Consider the following 17,309-nt stretch of genomic DNA (forward strand, 5'->3'; position numbering starts at 1 on the left):
CCGTGCGGCGCCCGCGCCGCGGGCGGCGGCAATCGCGCAGAGCGCGGATTGCCGCCGGACGCAGACGCGGCGCCCGGGAGCGTGACGGGAGAAACGCCCGCATGCTCGAGCCTATTGAGCCGATCGAACCTATCCAGCCTCTGGGACAGCCCGCTCAGCGTGCTGTCGCACCCAGGGACACCACCGAGAACACGCCCAGCGACACTCTGCCGCCGCGCCGCCGCCGAGCGGCCTCCCGCCCGGCCGGTCCGCCCGCGGGGGCGCTGAGCGACGAGGCGGCCCAGGCCGCCGCTCCGGCCATACCGGTCGCCCAGCCCACCGACCTCGCGACCCCGGCCGAGGCCTCTGCCGCGTCGGCTGATGAGCCGGTGCCCGCGCCGCGTACGCGTCGTCGTGCGACGCGCAAGGCGACGGCCCCGGCGGGCGCGCCGGAGACCGCCGAGACGGTGGTCGCCGCGGCGGAGTCCGCTCCCGCCGCCGAGGACTTCGCCGTGGAGGCCCAGTCGGCCGCGTCGGCTGATGAGCCGGTGCCCGCGCCGCGTACGCGTCGTCGTGCGACGCGCAAGGCGACCGCTCCGGCGGGCGCGCCGGAGGCGGCTGCCGAGGCCGCCGCCGAGGAGCCTGTCCAGCCGGAGACGGCTGAGGACGCCGACGCCGAGGAGGAGACCGCGCCCCCGGCGCGCAAGCGTCGCCGGGCGACGCGTAGCGCGTCCGCTCCGGCGGAGGCCGCTGACGAGGCCGACGAGGCCGTGGCCAGTGGCGCTGACGCCGATGAGGCGGCCGAGGCCGAGGCGCCGACGCGCAAGCGCCGTCGCGCGACCCGTCAGACGTCCGCTCCGACGGGCGCGCCTGAGGTGGCTGAGACCGTTGTCGCCGTCGTGGACCCCGACGAGGCGGCTGACGAGACCCCCGAGGCCGTGGAGGCCGATGAGGCGGCCGAGGCCCCCGTCCGCAAGCGTCGTCGTGTGACGCGCAAGGCGACCGCCCCGGCGGGCTCCCCGCGCTCTGCCGGTGAGGAGACCCAGGAGGCCGCCCCGGCGGACCTGGCCGTGGGCGGGGCCGATGATGCCGCCGAGACCGCTGACGCCGCCGAGGCGGCGGAGGAGGACGCGCAGCCGGTTCGGCGTACGCGCCGCCGGGCGACCCGGAAGGCGACTGTCCCGGCGGGCCCGCCGGAGGCCGAGGCCGTGGCCGCCGCGAGCAGCGGCGACGAGGACACTGCGGCCACGGCCGCGGACGAGGCTTCCGCGCCGGCCGAAGCGGGCGGCGCCGCGGAGCAGCCCGCCGAGGCCGCGCCGCGCACCCGTACCCGCCGTCGGGCGACCCGCGCAGCGGCCGCTGCCGCCGCCGACGAGCAGGCCGAGGGCGCCCCGAGCGCGCAGGCCGAAGCCCCGCAGGCCGCTGACGAGGCCGAGCCGGAGGCTCCGGCCAGGGCGCGGCGCGGGGCCGGACGGCCGCCGAGGGCCGTGTTCCAGGCGCCGGTGTTCACCGAGCCGGTGTTCCAGACGCCGGAGAGCGCCGCCCTGGCCGCCGCCGCGGCCGCCGAGGAGGCGGACGACACGGGCGAGACGGGCGAGACGGAAGACACCGGGACGTTCGGGATCGCCGAGCCGGCGGCGCCCACCGGCGGCGCGCGCCGCCGTCGCCGTCGCCGCGGTGAGCCATCCGACGAGCAGGCCGCACCGGCCGCGCAGGCCGAGGCCGAGGAGACGGCCGAGGCCGCCGAGGAGGCCGAGCTCGCGGAGGGCGAGCACGGCGACGAGGAGTCGGGCGAGCGCCCGGCCCGCCGCCGTCGCCGTGGCGGTCGGCGCCGCCGCCGGGGCGAGGCCGCGGACGTCGAGAGCGCCGAGGGCGAGACCGACGAGCGCTACGAGGACGAGCACCCGGGCGAGGGCGCGGAGGAGCAGGGGACCGGCGAGGCCGAGGGCGAGGAGGCCGACGAGGCCGACGAGACGGTCGGCGCCGGCAGCAGCAGCAGCCGTCGCCGTCGGCGCCGCCGTCGGCGCAGCGGGGACGCCGCCGAGGGCGAATCGGGCGACGACCCGGAGCGCACGGTCGTCAAGATCCGCGAGCCGCGGGAGCGGCGCGGGGGCAAGGAAGCCGAGTCCGGCGCCGACGAGGTGCAGCCGATCAAGGGGTCGACGCGGCTCGAGGCGAAGAAGCAGCGCCGCCGCGAGGGCCGCGAGCAGGGCCGCCGGCGGGTGCCGATCATCACGGAGGCCGAGTTCCTGGCCCGCCGCGAGGCGGTCGAGCGGGTGATGGTCGTCCGGCAGAACGGCGAGCGCACCCAGATCGGCGTGATGGAGGACAACGTCCTCGTCGAGCACTTCGTCAACAAGGAACAGTCGAACAGCTACGTCGGCAACGTCTACCTGGGCAAGGTGCAGAACGTCCTGCCGTCGATGGAGGCCGCCTTCGTCGACATCGGCAAGGGCCGCAACGCCGTCCTCTACGCGGGCGAGGTCAACTTCGAGGCGCTGGGGCTGGCCAACGGCCCGCGCCGCATCGAGACCGCCCTCAAGTCCGGCCAGTCCGTCCTGGTCCAGGTCACCAAGGACCCGATCGGACACAAGGGCGCCCGGCTGACCAGCCAGGTCTCCCTCCCCGGCCGCTACCTGGTGTATGTGCCCGAGGGCTCGATGACCGGTATCAGCCGCAAGCTGCCGGACACCGAGCGCGCGCGCCTGAAGCAGATCCTCAAGAAGATCGTCCCCGAGGACGCGGGCGTCATCGTCCGCACCGCGGCCGAGGGCGCGAGCGAGGATGAGCTGTCCCGCGACGTCAAGCGGCTGCAGGCGCAGTGGGAGGAGATCCAGAAGAAGGCGAAGAGCGGCAGCGCCCCCACGCTGCTGTACGGCGAGCCGGACATGACCGTCCGTGTCGTCCGTGACATCTTCAACGAGGACTTCTCCAAGGTCATCGTGAGCGGCGACGGCGCCTGGGACACGATCCACGGATACGTCTCGCATGTCGCGCCGGACCTCGCGGACCGGCTGCAGAAGTGGACGTCGGACGTCGACGTGTTCGCCACGTACCGGATCGACGAGCAGCTGATGAAGGCGCTGGACCGCAAGGTGTGGCTGCCCAGCGGCGGCTCCCTGGTGATCGACCGGACCGAGGCGATGGTCGTGGTCGACGTCAACACCGGCAAGTTCACCGGCCAGGGCGGCAACCTGGAGGAGACGGTCACCAGGAACAACCTGGAGGCGGCCGAGGAGATCGTGCGCCAGCTGCGGCTGCGCGACCTCGGCGGCATCATCGTGATCGACTTCATCGACATGGTGCTGGAGTCCAACCGGGACCTGGTGCTGCGGCGCCTCCTGGAGTGCCTGGGCCGGGACCGTACGAAGCACCAGGTGGCGGAGGTCACCTCGCTGGGTCTGGTCCAGATGACCCGTAAGCGGGTCGGCCAGGGCCTGCTGGAGTCCTTCTCCGAACCCTGCGTGCACTGCAACGGCCGCGGTCTGATCGTCCACATGGACCAGCCGACGGCGGTCGGCGGCGGTGGCGGCAAGCGCAAGAAGAAGAAGGCCGCGGCGGCCGCGGGCCAGCCGACCGAGCCCGAGCAGGTGCCGGAGGCCGCTGAGGTCGCCGAGGTCGTGGAGGCCGCCGCGGCGGCCGTGGTCGAGGCGGAGCCGGAGACGGTGGCCGAGGCCGCAGCCGAGGCCGCGGAGCACAAGACCGTGCCGGAGCCGGTGACCTTCGCCGCCGACGAGGAGCTGTACAGCAGCGCCGCGGAGGCCGAGGCGGCCGCCACGCGTGGCCGTACGCGCCGCCGGGCGTCCCGCAAGGTGACCGCCCCCGCGGGCGCCCCGAAGGCCGCGGAGCGGCCGGAGGCGGCCGTGGTCGTCCTGCCGGCCGAGGAGCCGAAGGAGGCCCCGGCCAAGGAGCCGGAGGCCGAGGCGGCGGCCGAGCCGGTCTCGGCGCCGGAGCCGGTGTCCGCGCCTCGTGCGCGCCGCCGGGTGACCCGTAAGGTGACCGCTCCCGCGGGCCCGCCGTCGGGCTCCGAGGAGGCGGCCGTGGTGGTCGTCAGCGCGTCCGCCCAGGACGCGGCGCCGGAGTCGGCGCCGGAGCCGGTGGCCGTGAGCGAGCCCGAGACGGCGGCCGAGGCCCCCGAGGCTGCTTCCGAGGCCGCGGTGGAGCCGGAGGAGGCGGCCGCCCCGGCGCCGGCGAAGAAGACGGCCCGCAAGGCCGCCAAGAAGGCGCCGGCGAAGAAGACGGCGGCGAAGAAGACGGCGGCGGCGAAGAAGACGACCGCCAAGAAGACCGCCGCGAAGAAGACGACGGCCAAGAAGTCGGCGGCCAAGAAGACCGCGGCGGCGGAGCAGCAGACGCCGTCCTCGGTCTCGGCCTCCACCGACGACTGACCACGCCGGACCGGGGCCGGGGCGCCCGGGGTGTTCCACCGACTGACTATGGACACCCCCCACCCCCGCCCCGGCCCCGGTTTGACCCCTTGGTTCCGGCCCCGTAACCTTGACCGTCGGCGTTTGTACGCCAACCCCCTGAGCAAATCCCTCCCGCTCTGTCGGGAGAGGCCGCTCGCCGATGCCACATCACTCTCATGAGGCGATACGAGGCGATCGGTGAACCACGGACCGTGCGGGTCGGTGGGGAGCGGCTGGCATCAGAGGTCCCGATTACTAGCGAGAGAGTGAGAACCGCGTGTACGCAATCGTGCGCACCGGCGGCCGCCAGCAGAAGGTGTCCGTGGGCGACGTCATCGAGGTCGACCGTTTGTCCAGCAGTAAGGTCGGCGACACTGTCGAGCTCTCGACTCTGCTCGTTGTCGACGGCGACGCCGTGACCAGCGACCCGTGGGTCCTGGGCGGCGTGAAGGTGCACGCCGAGGTCGTGGACCACCACAAGGGCGCCAAGATCGACATCCTGAAGTACAAGAACAAGACCGGCTACCGCAAGCGGATCGGCCACCGTCAGCTGCACACCGCGCTGAAGATCACCAGCATCGACGCGGCTGCGAAGTAAGGGACTGAGGAGAGATGGCACACAAGAAGGGCGCATCGTCCACCCGGAACGGTCGCGACTCCAACGCCCAGCGGCTCGGCGTCAAGCGCTTCGGCGGCCAGGTCGTCAACGCGGGCGAGATCCTGATCCGCCAGCGCGGCACGCACTTCCACCCGGGCACGGGCGTCGGCCGTGGCGGCGACGACACGCTGTTCGCGCTGGCCGCCGGTGCGGTGCAGTTCGGCACCTCCCGTGGCCGCAAGGTCGTGAACATCGTTCCGGTCGCTGAGTAATCAGCCCGGGGCGACACCACACACCTTTCCGAGGGCGGACCGCTCTTTCCCGTGACGGGGAAGCGGGTCCGCCCTCGGTGCGTTACGCCTAAGACATTCCGTACGTAGCTACTTTGGAGGCACAGCGTCATGACCACCTTCGTGGACCGCGTCGAGCTGCACGTCGCCGCGGGTAACGGAGGCCACGGCTGCGCCTCCGTGCACCGCGAGAAGTTCAAGCCGCTCGGCGGCCCGGACGGCGGCAACGGCGGCCGTGGCGGCGATGTGATCCTGGTCGTCGACCAGTCGGTCACCACGCTGCTCGACTACCACCACAGCCCGCACCGCAAGGCCACCAACGGCAAGCCGGGCGAGGGCGGCAACCGCTCCGGCAAGGACGGCACGGACCTGGTCCTCCCCGTCCCGGACGGCACCGTCGTCCTCGACAAGGGGGGCAACATCCTGGCCGACCTGGTCGGGGAGGGCACCACCTACGTCGCCGCCCAGGGCGGCCGCGGGGGCCTGGGCAACGCCGCCCTGGCCTCGGCCCGCCGCAAGGCGCCCGGCTTCGCGCTGCTGGGGGAGCCGGGCCGGGCGGGGGATGTGGTCCTGGAGCTCAAGACGGTCGCGGACGTGGCCCTGGTCGGCTACCCGAGCGCCGGCAAGTCCTCGCTGATCTCGGTGCTCTCGGCCGCCAAGCCGAAGATCGCCGACTATCCCTTCACCACCCTGGTGCCCAACCTCGGCGTGGTGACGGCGGGCTCGACCGTCTACACCATCGCCGATGTGCCGGGCCTGATCCCCGGCGCCAGCCAGGGCAAGGGCCTGGGCCTGGAGTTCCTGCGCCATGTCGAGCGCTGCTCGGTGCTCGTCCACGTCCTGGACACGGCGGCGCTGGAGTCCGAGCGCGACCCGCTGACCGACCTCGACGTCATCGAGGCGGAGCTGAGGGAGTACGGCGGCCTCGACAACCGGCCGCGGCTGGTCGCCCTCAACAAGGTCGACGTCCCCGACGGTCAGGACCTCGCCGACATCATCAGGCCGGACCTGGAGGCCCGCGGCTACCAGGTCTTCGAGGTGTCGGCGGTCTCCCGGCACGGCCTGAAGGAGCTCTCGTTCGCCCTGGCGAAGATCGTCGGGGACGCGCGCGCCGCCAAGCCCAAGGAGGAGGCGACCCGTATCGTCATCCGCCCGAAGGCCGTGGACGACGCGGGCTTCACGGTCGTCGCCGAGGACGGCTTCTATCGGGTGCTGGGCGAGAAGCCCGAGCGCTGGGTCCGCCAGACCGACTTCAACAACGACGAGGCCGTCGGCTATCTCGCCGACCGGCTGGCCCGCCTGGGCGTCGAGGAGGAGCTGGTGAAGGCCGGGGCGCGGACGGGCGACGAGGTCGTCATCGGCGCCATGGACGACGCCGTCGTCTTCGACTGGGAGCCGACCATCACGGCCGGTGCGGAGATGCTCGGCCGCCGTGGCGAGGACCACCGCTTCGAAGCCCCCCGCCCGGCCGCCCAGCGCCGCCGCGAGCGCGACGCGGAGCGGGACGAGGCGGACCACGAGTACGACGCGTTCAAGCCCTTCTAGCGGTGCCTGAGGGCCTTCGGCCGAGGGCCTGACCCCTCGGGGTGCCCCGGACGTCGTCCGGGTGCCGAAGGGCCCGTACGGCGGCTCGTACGGCGGCTCGTACGGCGGCTCGTACGGCGGCTCGTACGGCGAAGGGCCCCGGGAGAACCAAGCGTTCTCCTGGGGCCCTTCGCCGTGATGTGCTGCCCGGACGCGTCCGGGGGCACGCGGTCCGGTCAGACCGCCGCCGTCTCCTCCGCTTCGGGCGAGCCCGGCTCCAGCTCCGCCTCCTCCGCGGCGTCCCTGGCCTCGCGCTGCGCGGGGATCTCGTCCGCCAGGCGGGTGGCCATCCGGGCGCGGCGGGCGTCGGCCTTGGCGCCCAGGGCCTGGGCGGCCTCGTTGAAGCGCACCAGCGACGGCGGGTCGGACGGGCCCAGCAGGTGCACCTTCAGCTCCGCGCGTGCGGCCACGTTGGTGTCCTTCTCCGGGTCGCGAACCGCTTCGAGGAGCGCGGGCACGCCCTTCGCGTCCGGCGTGAGGATGGTCGCGGCGCGCACCGTCGGGAAGCCCGACTTGAATTCGGCCTCGGACAGCCCGCTGGTGTTCGCCACCGCGTAGGGCTTCTCACTCGTCAGGTAGTCCGAGACCACGCTCGAGACGTCGCTGATCAGCAGGTCCGACTGGTTGAAGCAGGTGAAGATGGCCGGCCGGGGGCCGGTGATGATCTGGTGCTCCCACACCGGCATGGACGCCCAGTAGGCGTTCTCCCAGGCCGTGGTGGCCGCCGTGACGACCGCGGCGCGGTCCTTGTCCGGGGCGCCCTGGAGCTTCATCCGCTCGATCTCGTCCGCGCTGGGGCGGAAGGAGGTGCTGGTGAGGCGGTTGAGCTCGTCGGTGCGGCGGGCCAGCTCGGCGGCGGCCTCCGGGCCGGGCCGGGCGCCGCTCCGCTTGGTGTTCGCCTCGGAGATCATCGCCATGATGCGCTCGTTGGCGCGGCCCGCGCGCGGGTCGACCGAGCCGGTCATCGGGTGCGGCTTGTACAGGAGGCGCACCCTGGGGTCGGTGAGCAGCTCGCGGACGATGTTCTCGCCCGCCAGGATGACCGAGGTGTTGCCCGGGTTTCCGTCCCAGCCCTCCCAGGTCGGCGCGTACAGCACGGTGGTGAAGTGCTCGCCGCCGGCGCCGCCGAGCGCGCCGGTGGCCGCGGCCGCATAGGGGCGGATCGGGGCCAGCTGCGGGCGGCCGACCTCGACCACGTCCTTGTCCTCGACGCCGATGTCGGCGAGCTGGTAGCGCTCACGCGCCGCCGGGCCCGCGACCCACACCTCGTCGTACGCCTTGGCGTACGGGTTGCAGCTGGAGAGCTTGTCGCTCTCGCCGTGGTTGGTGAAGGCGTGCTTGATCGACGGGATGCGCAGGACCTGCGAGGTCTTGCCGGAGTTCGCCGGGTGCAGCAGCACCTTGAGCGTGGAGTGCTCCAGCCGCATCAGGTGCGCGACCTTGGGCAGGCACACGATCGGCACGTCCGTCGCGTCGATCTTCTGCACCATGAAGCGCTCGCGGAGCACGATGATCGGGTTGCCGTCGAGCGCGGCGAGCGTGGAGAGCCACATGTTCGCCTGGTACGCCGAGGTGGTGCCGCCGGAGAAGTACATCCCCACGGTCGGCTGGTACTCGGCCAGCCACTGGTCCAGCCACGCCAGCGCCTTGGCCTCGCCGGCCACGCGCTTGCGCGGCAGCAGCCAGGTGCCCAGGTGGACGGTGCCGGCGACCGAGATCAGCAGGCCGACGGCCACGCCGATCGCGCCCCACAGGGCGTTCTCGGTGCCCGCGGTGACCAGCAGACCCGCGGTGACCGGGATGGACAGGCGCATCAGCCGGCGGCCGTGCTGGCGGGCGAACAGCCTCGGCGGGGCCTCGCTCAGCCGCAGCGCCGACGCGTCGATGTTGCGGGTGACGAACGGCAGCTGGCGGGTGCGGCGGACCAGTATGGCCACGGCCTGGCAGGCGAAGTGCGTCACATAGAACAGCAGCAACCCGGCGGTGAGCGGCGCCTGCTCGTGCAGCGGGTCGATGCCCTCTATGCGCAGCAGTCCCACCACGATGAGCATGTCCCGGAACAGCTGCCGCACCGTGACGTCGAAGCGGACCTTGCCCAGGAGTGACAGCAGCCCGGGTTGCTTGTGCTGCAGGTAGAGATCGAGCGCGAGGCCACCCGCCGAGGCGGCGATCAGGAGGGGCACGTTCGGGAGTACGGCGCCGACGAGCTGTGTGGTGAAGAACACCAGCATCGCGAGCAGCGCAGCCAGCTGTACGGCCCGGCGGGGGGCGATTCCGGCAGAGGGCACGGGTTGAGCTCCTGGCAGGAGAACGAAGGAACAGGAGAACGAAGGAACTGTATGGGGGGACCCCTGACCGTATGACGCCGCCAGGCCCGGTGACAATCCGCGCCCGCGCCAACCGTCTCGAATCGGGTCCAAAGGAGCCGCCCGAGGCCGGTCGGGCGACCACCGGGCGACGTCGAGGAGACTGCCGGGCGACCGGCGGACGACTGTCGGGCGGCCTGCGGACGGCTCGCGCGGACGGTCGGGAGACCGCTCGGCGGGGCGGCGCGTCCAGGGGCTGAAATGCGCGGGCGCTCCGTGCCGTGACTGACGTACATTGCCCGCTTGTCATGATGAGTGTGGAGAAGGAGCGCTCTTCAGGGCGTGCACGACCAGGGGACGAGCAGGGGAGCGGCGTGAGCGAGCAGGACGGGTCGGCGGCGGTACGGGACGAGGTGGCCGCGGCCCGCAGGATCGTGGTCAAGGTCGGCTCGTCCTCCCTCACCACCGCGGCGGGAGGCCTGGACGCCGACCGGGTCGACGCGCTGGTGGACGTGCTCGCCAGGTTCCTGGAGGGCCCGGGTGACGCGGACGGCAAGGAGATAGTCCTGGTCTCCTCCGGTGCCATCGCCGCGGGCCTGGCGCCGCTGGGCCTTGAGCGGCGCCCGCGCGACCTCGCCCGCCAGCAGGCCGCCGCCAGCGTCGGCCAGGGTTTGCTGGTGGCCCGCTACACCGCCTCCTTCGCGCGCTACGGGCGCCGGGTCGGCCAGGTGCTGCTCACCACCGACGACACCAGCCGCCGCGCCCACTACCGCAACGCCACCCGCACCCTGGACCAGCTGCTGGCCATGGGCGCCGTGCCGGTCGTCAACGAGAACGACACGGTGGCCACGGACGAGATCCGCTTCGGCGACAACGACCGGCTCGCGGCCCTGGTCGCCCATCTGGTGCGGGCCGACCTGCTGGTGCTGCTCTCCGACGTGGACGGCCTCTACGACGGGGATCCCCGGACCCCCGGCGCCTCCCGGATCGCCGAGGTCACCGGTCCCAAGGACCTGGACGGCGTCTCGATCGGCAGCGCGGGCCGCTCCGGGGTGGGCACCGGCGGCATGGTCACCAAGGTCGAGGCGGCCCGTATCGCGGCCGCGGCCGGTGTCCCGGTGGTGCTCACCTCCGCCAGCCGGGCCGGTGACGCCCTGCTGGGCCGCACCACCGGCACGTTCTTCCACCGCACCGGCCGCCGCTCCGCCGACCGGCTGCTGTGGCTGGCGCACGCCTCCGCTCCGCGTGGGGCGCTCACCCTGGACGACGGGGCGGTGCGGGCCGTGGTGGAGCGCCGCACCTCGCTGCTGCCGGCCGGCATCGCCGCCGTGGAGGGCGAGTTCACCGCGGGGGACCCGGTCGAGCTGCGCGACACCCAGGGGCGGGCCGTCGCCCGCGGGCTGGTCAACTTCGACGCCAAGGAGATCCCCCGGCTGATCGGGCGGTCCACGCGCGAGCTGGCCCGGGAGCTGGGCCCCGCGTATGAGCGCGAGGTCGTACACCGGGACGACCTGGTCGTGTTGCACACGTGACGGACGTCACTCGGGGGAGAGAAAATCCGACAAGTCCGTTCATTCAACGGAGAGCTTCCGGAAAATCGCCACGCGGCCTCCCGCGGGCTGGTCAACTTTGTTGCACGGGGCCGCACCGGCAGTGGGCCCGTACATCGAACCGCGGGTAACCGCAGCACAACACTGGCTCCGCCCGGCGCGTGAGCGGAGCAGCGAGCAACAGGAGGCCGCCGGTGAGACGAGGGCGCTCGGGGGCGCTGCCCAAAGGAGCGGTGGGGCGCACCCTGACCAGTGTCGGGACCATTGGTGTCGGGGCGGGCGAGGCGCCGGACGCGGTGGGCGCGGCGGACGCGGTGGGCGCGCCCGGCGAGGCCACGCGCATGTGGCACGTCACCCTCAGCCTGTCGGGCGCGGAGGCCCCTCTGCGGGACGTCCGGCAGGCGCTCGAGCGGCTGGCCCACGACCATCCGTTCCTGCTGACCAGCCGCTATGCCAACGATCACGCCGAGATCCGCTACTGGGAAGAGGCCCGGGACCTGCACGACGCGGCGGCGGTCGCCCTGCGGCTGTGGGGCGAGCACCGGTCCACGGCCAAGCTGCCCCCCTGGGAGATCGTCGGCCTCGAGGTCATCGACCGCGATACGTACCACCAGCGCGTCGCGGAGGGGTACGGCCCGCCGCCGGCCGCGCCGGTGGGGGTGCACCCGTACTGATGGGCTGATGGGCTGATGGGGCCGGTGGGGCCGGTGGGGCCGGTGGGCTGATGGGCGCTGGGAGGGCGCGGCCGTTTCGCGCGCCCTTGAGGCGAGTGTTTGTCGTGTGATGGCGTGCTCTTATGGCGCGGTCGTTCCCATCGTGAGAATTCCGTCTCGAAAAGCGGAACGGCGGAGGGCATACGGCCGGGCGCTCAGTAGGCTTCACTCCATGACCAGCGCACCCACCTCGCCCCTCACCGACCCCTGGCCGAAGTCCCCGGTCCTCCAGGCCGCCTACCGGGCCCGGGTCGCGGCCACCGACCTCGCCCCGCTGCCGCGCGCGGCCAAGGACGACGCGCTGCTCGCGATGGCCGACGCGCTCGAGGTGCGCACCAAGGAGATCGTCGAGGCCAACGCGGCGGACGTGGAGCGGGCGCGCGAGGCGGGCACCAGCGAGGCGATCGTCGACCGGCTCACCCTCACCCCCGAGCGGGTGCGGGCCATCGCCTCGGACGTGCGGGACGTGGTGGCGCTGCCCGATCCGGTCGGCGAAGTCGTGCGCGGCTCGACCCTGCCCAACGGGATCGACCTGCGTCAGGTGCGGGTGCCGCTCGGCGTGGTCGGAATCATCTACGAGGCCCGGCCCAACGTCACGGTGGACGCGGCCGCGCTGTGCCTGAAGTCCGGCAACGCCGTGCTGCTGCGCGGCTCGTCGTCCGCGTACCAGTCCAACGCCGCGCTGGTGAAGGTCCTGCGCGACGCGGTCGGCGGGGCCGGACTGCCCGCGGACGCCGTGCAGTTGGTGCCGGGCGAGAGCCGGGAGTCGGTGGCCGAGCTGATGCGCGCCCGCGGCCTGGTGGACGTGCTGATCCCGCGCGGTGGCGCGTCGCTGATCCGTACGGTCGTCGAGGAGTCGACGGTCCCCGTCATCGAGACCGGCACCGGCAACTGCCATGTGTACGTGGACGCCCAGGCGGATCTCGACATGGCGATCGAGATCCTGGTGAACTCCAAGGCGCAGCGGCCCAGCGTGTGCAACGCCGCCGAGACGCTGCTGGTCCACCAGGACATCGCGCCCGCGTTCCTGCCGCGCGCGCTGGACGCGCTGGCCGAGGCCGGGGTGACGGTGCACGCCGACGAGCGGGTGCTGGCCTTCTCCGAAGGCTCCAAGGCCACGGTCGTCCCGGCGGTGATGGACGACTGGGAGACCGAGTACCTCTCGTACGACATCGCGGCGGCGGTCGTGGACTCCCTGGACGCCGCGGTGGCCCATATCCGGTTGTGGTCCTCCGGCCACACCGAGGCGATCGTCACCACCTCCCAGACGGCCGCCCGCCGCTTCACCCAACTGGTGGACTCGACGACGGTCGCGGTGAACGCCTCCACCCGGTTCACGGACGGCGGCCAGTTCGGCTTCGGCGCCGAGATCGGCATCTCCACGCAGAAGCTGCACGCCCGCGGCCCGATGGGCCTGCCCGAGCTGACCTCGACCAAGTACATCGTCACCGGCGACGGCCACACCCGCTGAGCGGGCTTCCCTCCGCCAGATCCCCCGTCAGGCGCCCCCCGTATGGCGTCCCCCGATCGGGGGACGCCGCGGCCCCTCAGGGGGTACGCCGGTCGGGTGAACTTACGCGTCCCCCTCCCGGGCCGCGTTCCCCCGAATACCATTTCACCCTGCCCAAATTGACCCGTCCGGTCTACTCTGAATGGGTGCCGGACGACGTGGGAGGCAAGCCGTTCCCGGACGGTGACGAGCCCGACGACCGCAGCCACGGGGAAGCGAACGACGAGTTCGCCACCGTGGTCTTCGACGAGGACTTCGTACGGTCTGCCGCGATCCACGAACCCACTGCCATCGAGCGGATGCTGGCCGCCGCCCAGGCCCGCGCCGACGCCGAGGCGTCCCGCCGCCGCACGGCCGCAGTCTCCTCCGAGGACGAGCTCTACGAGGACGGTTACGGCCCCGACGGCGACGCAGAGTTCGGATATGGCCCATACGATGAAACCGGCACAGACAGCGACCTCGACCCCGACGGATTCGGCCATGGCCGGGACGCCGACGGACCCTATGGCCCGTACGGCCGGTACGGCAGCGCCGGGCGCCCCTACCGCGGCCATGCCCGCTGGCACCGCCCGGTGGCCTGGCTGCTGGCCGTTCTGATGGGCATAGGGGTGGTCGCTCTGGCCTTCACGGCCGTCTACCGCGGCGCCTCCGGCAACCGCCAGAACCCGACCCCACCGCCCGCCACCAGCGGCGTCGACGCCACGCCCGCCGACCGCCCGGGCGCCGTGCCGTCGGAGCCGTCGGTGCCGACCACACCGTCGGTGTCAGCCACGCCGTCGGTGTCCTCCACGCCGCCCGGGTCTGCCGACGCGGACAAGCCGACCGCTACGGCCACGGCCGTGCCGCACTCGCCGTAAGCGGAAGTTGTGGAGTATCACCGCGTTTACCGGCGGCCCTCGCGACCTACTCTTGAGGTATGACCGGGCGTGGAAACCCTCCTGAGGGGACCCCCGAGGGCATCCCGGGAGGCGGTGACGACGAATACCGCTCCGTCGTTTTCGACGAGTCGTTCGTCCGTGCTGCCCGGCTCCAGGAATTCTCGGCCCAGGAGCGCATGGGCGACCACGCCAGAGCGGTGCGCAGTCGGCACGCCTGGGCGCGGGCGGGCGCCTCGCGCCAGGCCGTCATCCTGGTGCTGCTGATCGCCTTCGCCTTCGCGGCCGCCGTCTATATGGGTGTGCGTCACCCCTACCAGAGCCCCCAGCCGCAGGCCGTCGAGCCGCTGCGCAGCAGCGTGGTGCCGCTCGCGCCGCGCGGCCAGGTGCCCGGCGGGGAGCCCGCGGCCCTGTTCGAGAACAGCCCGGCCGACGCGTTCGCCAGCGGCGCCGCGGGCGTCACCCTGCCCGGTGTGCGGCGCACCCACAGCTTCTCCGAGAGCCAGGTGATGACGGCGCTCACCACCGCCAAGGAATACCTCGTCAAGTCGGCGATCGACCCGGATGTACTCACCGGCGGCGAAGTGCGGTCCGTACGGCTGCTTCTCGACCCGGACCAGCTCGACCAGTTCGACCGCAGCTTCGAACACCCGGTCGACGACGGGCGGTACGCGGCCACCGGCTGGCTGAACCGCTTCAACCCGGCCGAGGTGGCGCTGGCCGCACCGGCGGTACGGGTCCACGGCACTCTGACGGCCACCGAGCGGAGCACCTCGACGCTGGAGGTCACCGCCGACCACACCTTCGTCTACGCCGTGCGGCGACCCCATGAGGGCGGCACCGACCACGCCTCGCTGTTCACCGTGCGGCGCGAGACGCGGTTCCGCTTCGACCGGGATGATCTGCGCGACCACCACCTGGAGGTGGTGCAGAGCTCCGTGCTGGCGGGCCCGCAGACGTGCGCCGCGAACGCCGCCGGGTATCTGCGGCCGCTGCTGGCCGGGCAGAGCGCCAAGGGCGACGCACCGCCCGGCACGGACCCGTACAGCTCCGGCCGCTCCACGGCCTCCCTGTGCGGCGTCCTGTCCCCCGGGGCCCTGCCGCACCTGCCGGGCTCCGCCTCCTGACGCCTCACGGCGCCTGCCGACGCTCCTGACGCCTCCCGAGGGGTTACGGGAGGTCCGGCTCGGGACCGTCCTTGGGCGGGGTGTCGCCGCCCGGACCGCCCGGACCGTCCTTGGGCGATTCCTTGGCAGACGGGGCGCCGCCGGCGAATTTCTCGCGCAGCTTGCTGCCGAGGTCCCCCGCGCCGCCCGCCACATCCCGCACGAACGCCATCAGCGGGTCCTTGCTGCCGCGCACCGACTCCGCGTAGTGGTTCGCCGACTCCTTGAAGGAGTCACTGACCGAGGTGTCCTTGTCCTCGTCGCGCCGCGCGTAGTGACCGTCCATGATTCGCTGGTAGTCGCGGCCGGCGGCCCACTTCTTCAGCTCGGCGGCGCGCACGGTGGTGAAGGGGTGGCTGCGCGGCAGCATGTTCAGGATCTTCAGCACGGAGTCCCGCAGATCGCCCCCGGCCTCGTACTCCTCGGCCTGCTCAAGGAAGGCGTCCACGTTCATCTCGTGCAGATGGTGGCCGCCCGCGAGCTTCATCAGCCCGCGCATCGACGCCCTCAGGTCCTGCCCCACCAGCAGCCCGGCGCGGTCCGCCGACAGCTCCGACTTGCGGAACCACTCGCGCAGCGCCGTCACCACGGCCATCACCGCGACATTGCCGAGCGGGATCCAGGCGACCTTCAGCGCCAGGTTGGTCAGAAACAGCAGGATCGTGCGGTAGACCGAGTGCCCGGACAGCGCGTGACCCACCTCGTGGCCGATGACCGCCCGCATCTCCTCCTCATCGAGCAGCTCGACCAGGCCGGTGGTCATCACGATGAGCGGCTCTTCCATGCCGATGCACATCGCGTTCGGCCGCGGGTCCTGTGTGACGTACATCGCGGGGACCTTCTCCAGGTCCAGGATGTAGCAGGCGTCCCGGAGCATGTCGTGGAGGTGCGCGAACTGCCGGTCGCTCACCCGCACCGAGTCGGACAGGTACAGCAGCCGCAGGCTCCGCTCGGGCAGCAGCCCGCTCAGTGCCTTGAAGATCGTGTCGAAGCCGGTCAGCTTGCGCAGCGCGACCAGCGCTGACCGGTCCGCCGGGTGTTCGTACGCGCGCGAGGAGATGCCCGGGAACCGCCGCCGGTCACGCCCCGGCACCCGCTCCTGTCCGCCGCCCGCGCCGTACTCGCCCCCGGGCGTGTTGCTGTCGCTCATCCGGCCCCCTCGCTGGACTGCTTGGTCGGTGCCGTCACCAGCCTAGGGCCTCGGCCGTGGCTCGCGGCGGACACGGGCAGGGCTGGTGACGGCCTTCGACCGGGGGCGGGTTAGCGTGGAGGCATGCCCGACATGACTGATCTGACAGAAGTGCTCGCCGCCACCTCCAAGCACGGCGGAGGGCCGGGCGCGCTGCTGCGCATCGTCCTGGTGGTGGGCATCGTGGGCGCCGTGCTGCTGGCGTGGTTCCTGTTGCGTGGGTACAAGCAGGACTGAGATCCGGCTCGCATACGATGTGGCGGACGCACCTGCCCGCCTCGATCCGGATTGGTTCTGCCTGCGATGACCGCTTTCAGCACCGCGCACGCCGCCCTGACCACCCTCGCCTCCGAGGGCGAGCACGTCGACAACCATCCGAGCATCAGCCCCTACATGACCGGTGGCGGGGCCCTGTTGATCCTCCTTCTGCTGCTGTGGGTCACCACGCGCTTCAACCGGGATCGCTGACCGAGGTCACAGTCCCCATGGGTCCCGGCGCCGGGCCGGGCCCAGTAGGGTCTGCTCGCATGGGAGAGCAGATGGGCCACGTCAAGCGGCGACTCGGGGTGATGGGCGGGACGTTCGACCCGATCCACCACGGCCACCTGGTCGCCGCCAGCGAGGTCGCCTCACAGTTCCACCTCGACGAAGTGGTGTTCGTACCGACCGGGCAGCCGTGGCAGAAGAGCCACAAGAAGGTGTCCCCGGCCGAGGACCGCTATCTGATGACGGTGATCGCGACGGCCTCGAACCCGCAGTTCTCGGTCAGCCGCATCGACATCGACCGGGGTGGCCCCACGTACACCACGGACACGCTGCGCGATCTGCGCGCGTTGAACAGTGACGCGGACTTGTTCTTCATCACCGGCGCGGATGCGCTGGCCCAGATCCTCACCTGGCGGGACGCCGAGGAGCTGTTCTCGCTCGCGCACTTCATCGGGGTGACCAGACCCGGCCACATACTGGCCGACCCGGGGTTGCCGGAGGGCGGGGTGTCGCTGGTCGAGGTGCCCGCGCTGGCGATCTCCTCCTCGGACTGCCGCGCGCGGGTCGCACACGGCGAGCCGGTCTGGTATCTGGTGCCGGACGGCGTGGTGCGCTACATCGACAAGCGTGAGCTGTACCGGCACGACTGCTGAA

Annotated in this window: 14 protein-coding genes; 12 read left to right on the forward strand and 2 right to left on the reverse strand. The window is 72.5% G+C overall.

Features of this window, described 5'->3' with window-relative positions:
- The first annotated feature begins 101 nt into the window (after positions 1-101).
- From PV419_RS00525 to obgE, 4 genes are all read left to right on the forward strand, one after another.
- The gene (locus PV419_RS00525; RefSeq protein WP_319685596.1) at positions 102-4,367 is read left to right on the forward strand and encodes an Rne/Rng family ribonuclease; all 4,266 of its coding nucleotides are present in this window, start codon (positions 102-104) and stop codon (positions 4,365-4,367) included.
- A gap of 298 nt (positions 4,368-4,665) precedes the next feature.
- Positions 4,666-4,986 (forward strand): 50S ribosomal protein L21, encoded by a 321-nt coding sequence (gene rplU / locus PV419_RS00530; protein ID WP_319685597.1) that lies wholly within the window; start codon positions 4,666-4,668, stop codon positions 4,984-4,986.
- 14 nt (positions 4,987-5,000) lie between these two features.
- Entirely contained in the window at positions 5,001-5,258 is a 258-nt protein-coding gene (rpmA, locus tag PV419_RS00535; RefSeq protein ID WP_319685598.1) for a 50S ribosomal protein L27, read from the forward strand.
- Positions 5,259-5,387: 129 nt separating this feature from the next.
- A complete protein-coding gene (gene obgE, locus PV419_RS00540) occupies positions 5,388-6,821 on the forward strand; it encodes a GTPase ObgE (RefSeq protein ID WP_319685599.1) in 1,434 nt (477 codons plus the stop codon).
- Between the two features lie 215 nt (positions 6,822-7,036).
- On the opposite strand, the gene PV419_RS00545 is transcribed toward obgE, so the two are convergent.
- Positions 7,037-9,148, reverse strand: coding sequence for a hypothetical protein (locus tag PV419_RS00545; RefSeq protein WP_319685600.1), 2,112 nt, complete (start codon positions 9,146-9,148; stop codon positions 7,037-7,039).
- A 431-nt stretch (positions 9,149-9,579) separates the two neighbouring features.
- Here PV419_RS00545 and proB point away from each other — a divergent pair, with 431 nt between their 5' ends.
- The 5 genes from proB to PV419_RS00570 all read left to right on the forward strand — a co-directional run bounded on the left by proB (position 9,580) and on the right by PV419_RS00570 (position 14,941).
- On the forward strand, positions 9,580-10,698 hold the full coding sequence (gene proB, locus PV419_RS00550) for a glutamate 5-kinase (protein WP_319686184.1): 1,119 nt from the start codon (positions 9,580-9,582) through the stop codon (positions 10,696-10,698).
- Positions 10,699-10,910: 212 nt separating this feature from the next.
- Positions 10,911-11,390: a hypothetical protein gene (locus PV419_RS00555; RefSeq protein ID WP_319685601.1), complete on the forward strand. Its 480-nt coding sequence runs from the start codon at positions 10,911-10,913 to the stop codon at positions 11,388-11,390.
- Positions 11,391-11,601: 211 nt separating this feature from the next.
- On the forward strand, positions 11,602-12,900 hold the full coding sequence (locus PV419_RS00560; RefSeq protein ID WP_319685602.1) for a glutamate-5-semialdehyde dehydrogenase: 1,299 nt from the start codon (positions 11,602-11,604) through the stop codon (positions 12,898-12,900).
- A 185-nt stretch (positions 12,901-13,085) separates the two neighbouring features.
- Positions 13,086-13,796 (forward strand): hypothetical protein, encoded by a 711-nt coding sequence (locus PV419_RS00565; protein ID WP_319685603.1) that lies wholly within the window; start codon positions 13,086-13,088, stop codon positions 13,794-13,796.
- A 59-nt stretch (positions 13,797-13,855) separates the two neighbouring features.
- Positions 13,856-14,941 carry a hypothetical protein gene (locus PV419_RS00570; RefSeq protein WP_319685604.1) on the forward strand — a complete coding sequence of 362 codons (1,086 nt, stop codon included), beginning with the start codon at positions 13,856-13,858 and terminating at the stop codon, positions 14,939-14,941.
- Positions 14,942-14,984: 43 nt separating this feature from the next.
- Here PV419_RS00570 and PV419_RS00575 read toward each other — a convergent pair whose 3' ends face one another.
- Positions 14,985-16,130, reverse strand: a complete 1,146-nt coding sequence (locus PV419_RS00575; protein ID WP_319685605.1) for a M48 family metallopeptidase — start codon at positions 16,128-16,130, stop codon at positions 14,985-14,987.
- 132 nt (positions 16,131-16,262) lie between these two features.
- Between PV419_RS00575 and PV419_RS00580 the strand changes: the two genes are divergently transcribed.
- The 3 genes from PV419_RS00580 to nadD all read left to right on the forward strand — a co-directional run bounded on the left by PV419_RS00580 (position 16,263) and on the right by nadD (position 17,308).
- Positions 16,263-16,406: a hypothetical protein gene (locus PV419_RS00580; RefSeq protein WP_319685606.1), complete on the forward strand. Its 144-nt coding sequence runs from the start codon at positions 16,263-16,265 to the stop codon at positions 16,404-16,406.
- A 66-nt stretch (positions 16,407-16,472) separates the two neighbouring features.
- Positions 16,473-16,637, forward strand: a complete 165-nt coding sequence (locus PV419_RS00585; RefSeq protein ID WP_319685607.1) for a hypothetical protein — start codon at positions 16,473-16,475, stop codon at positions 16,635-16,637.
- A gap of 17 nt (positions 16,638-16,654) precedes the next feature.
- Positions 16,655-17,308, forward strand: a complete 654-nt coding sequence (gene nadD / locus PV419_RS00590) for a nicotinate-nucleotide adenylyltransferase (protein WP_415925201.1) — start codon at positions 16,655-16,657, stop codon at positions 17,306-17,308.
- Position 17,309 lies beyond the last annotated feature (1 nt).

The organism is Streptomyces sp. ME19-01-6, assembly GCF_033793745.1.
Taxonomy (GTDB): Bacteria; Actinomycetota; Actinomycetes; order Streptomycetales; family Streptomycetaceae; genus Streptomyces.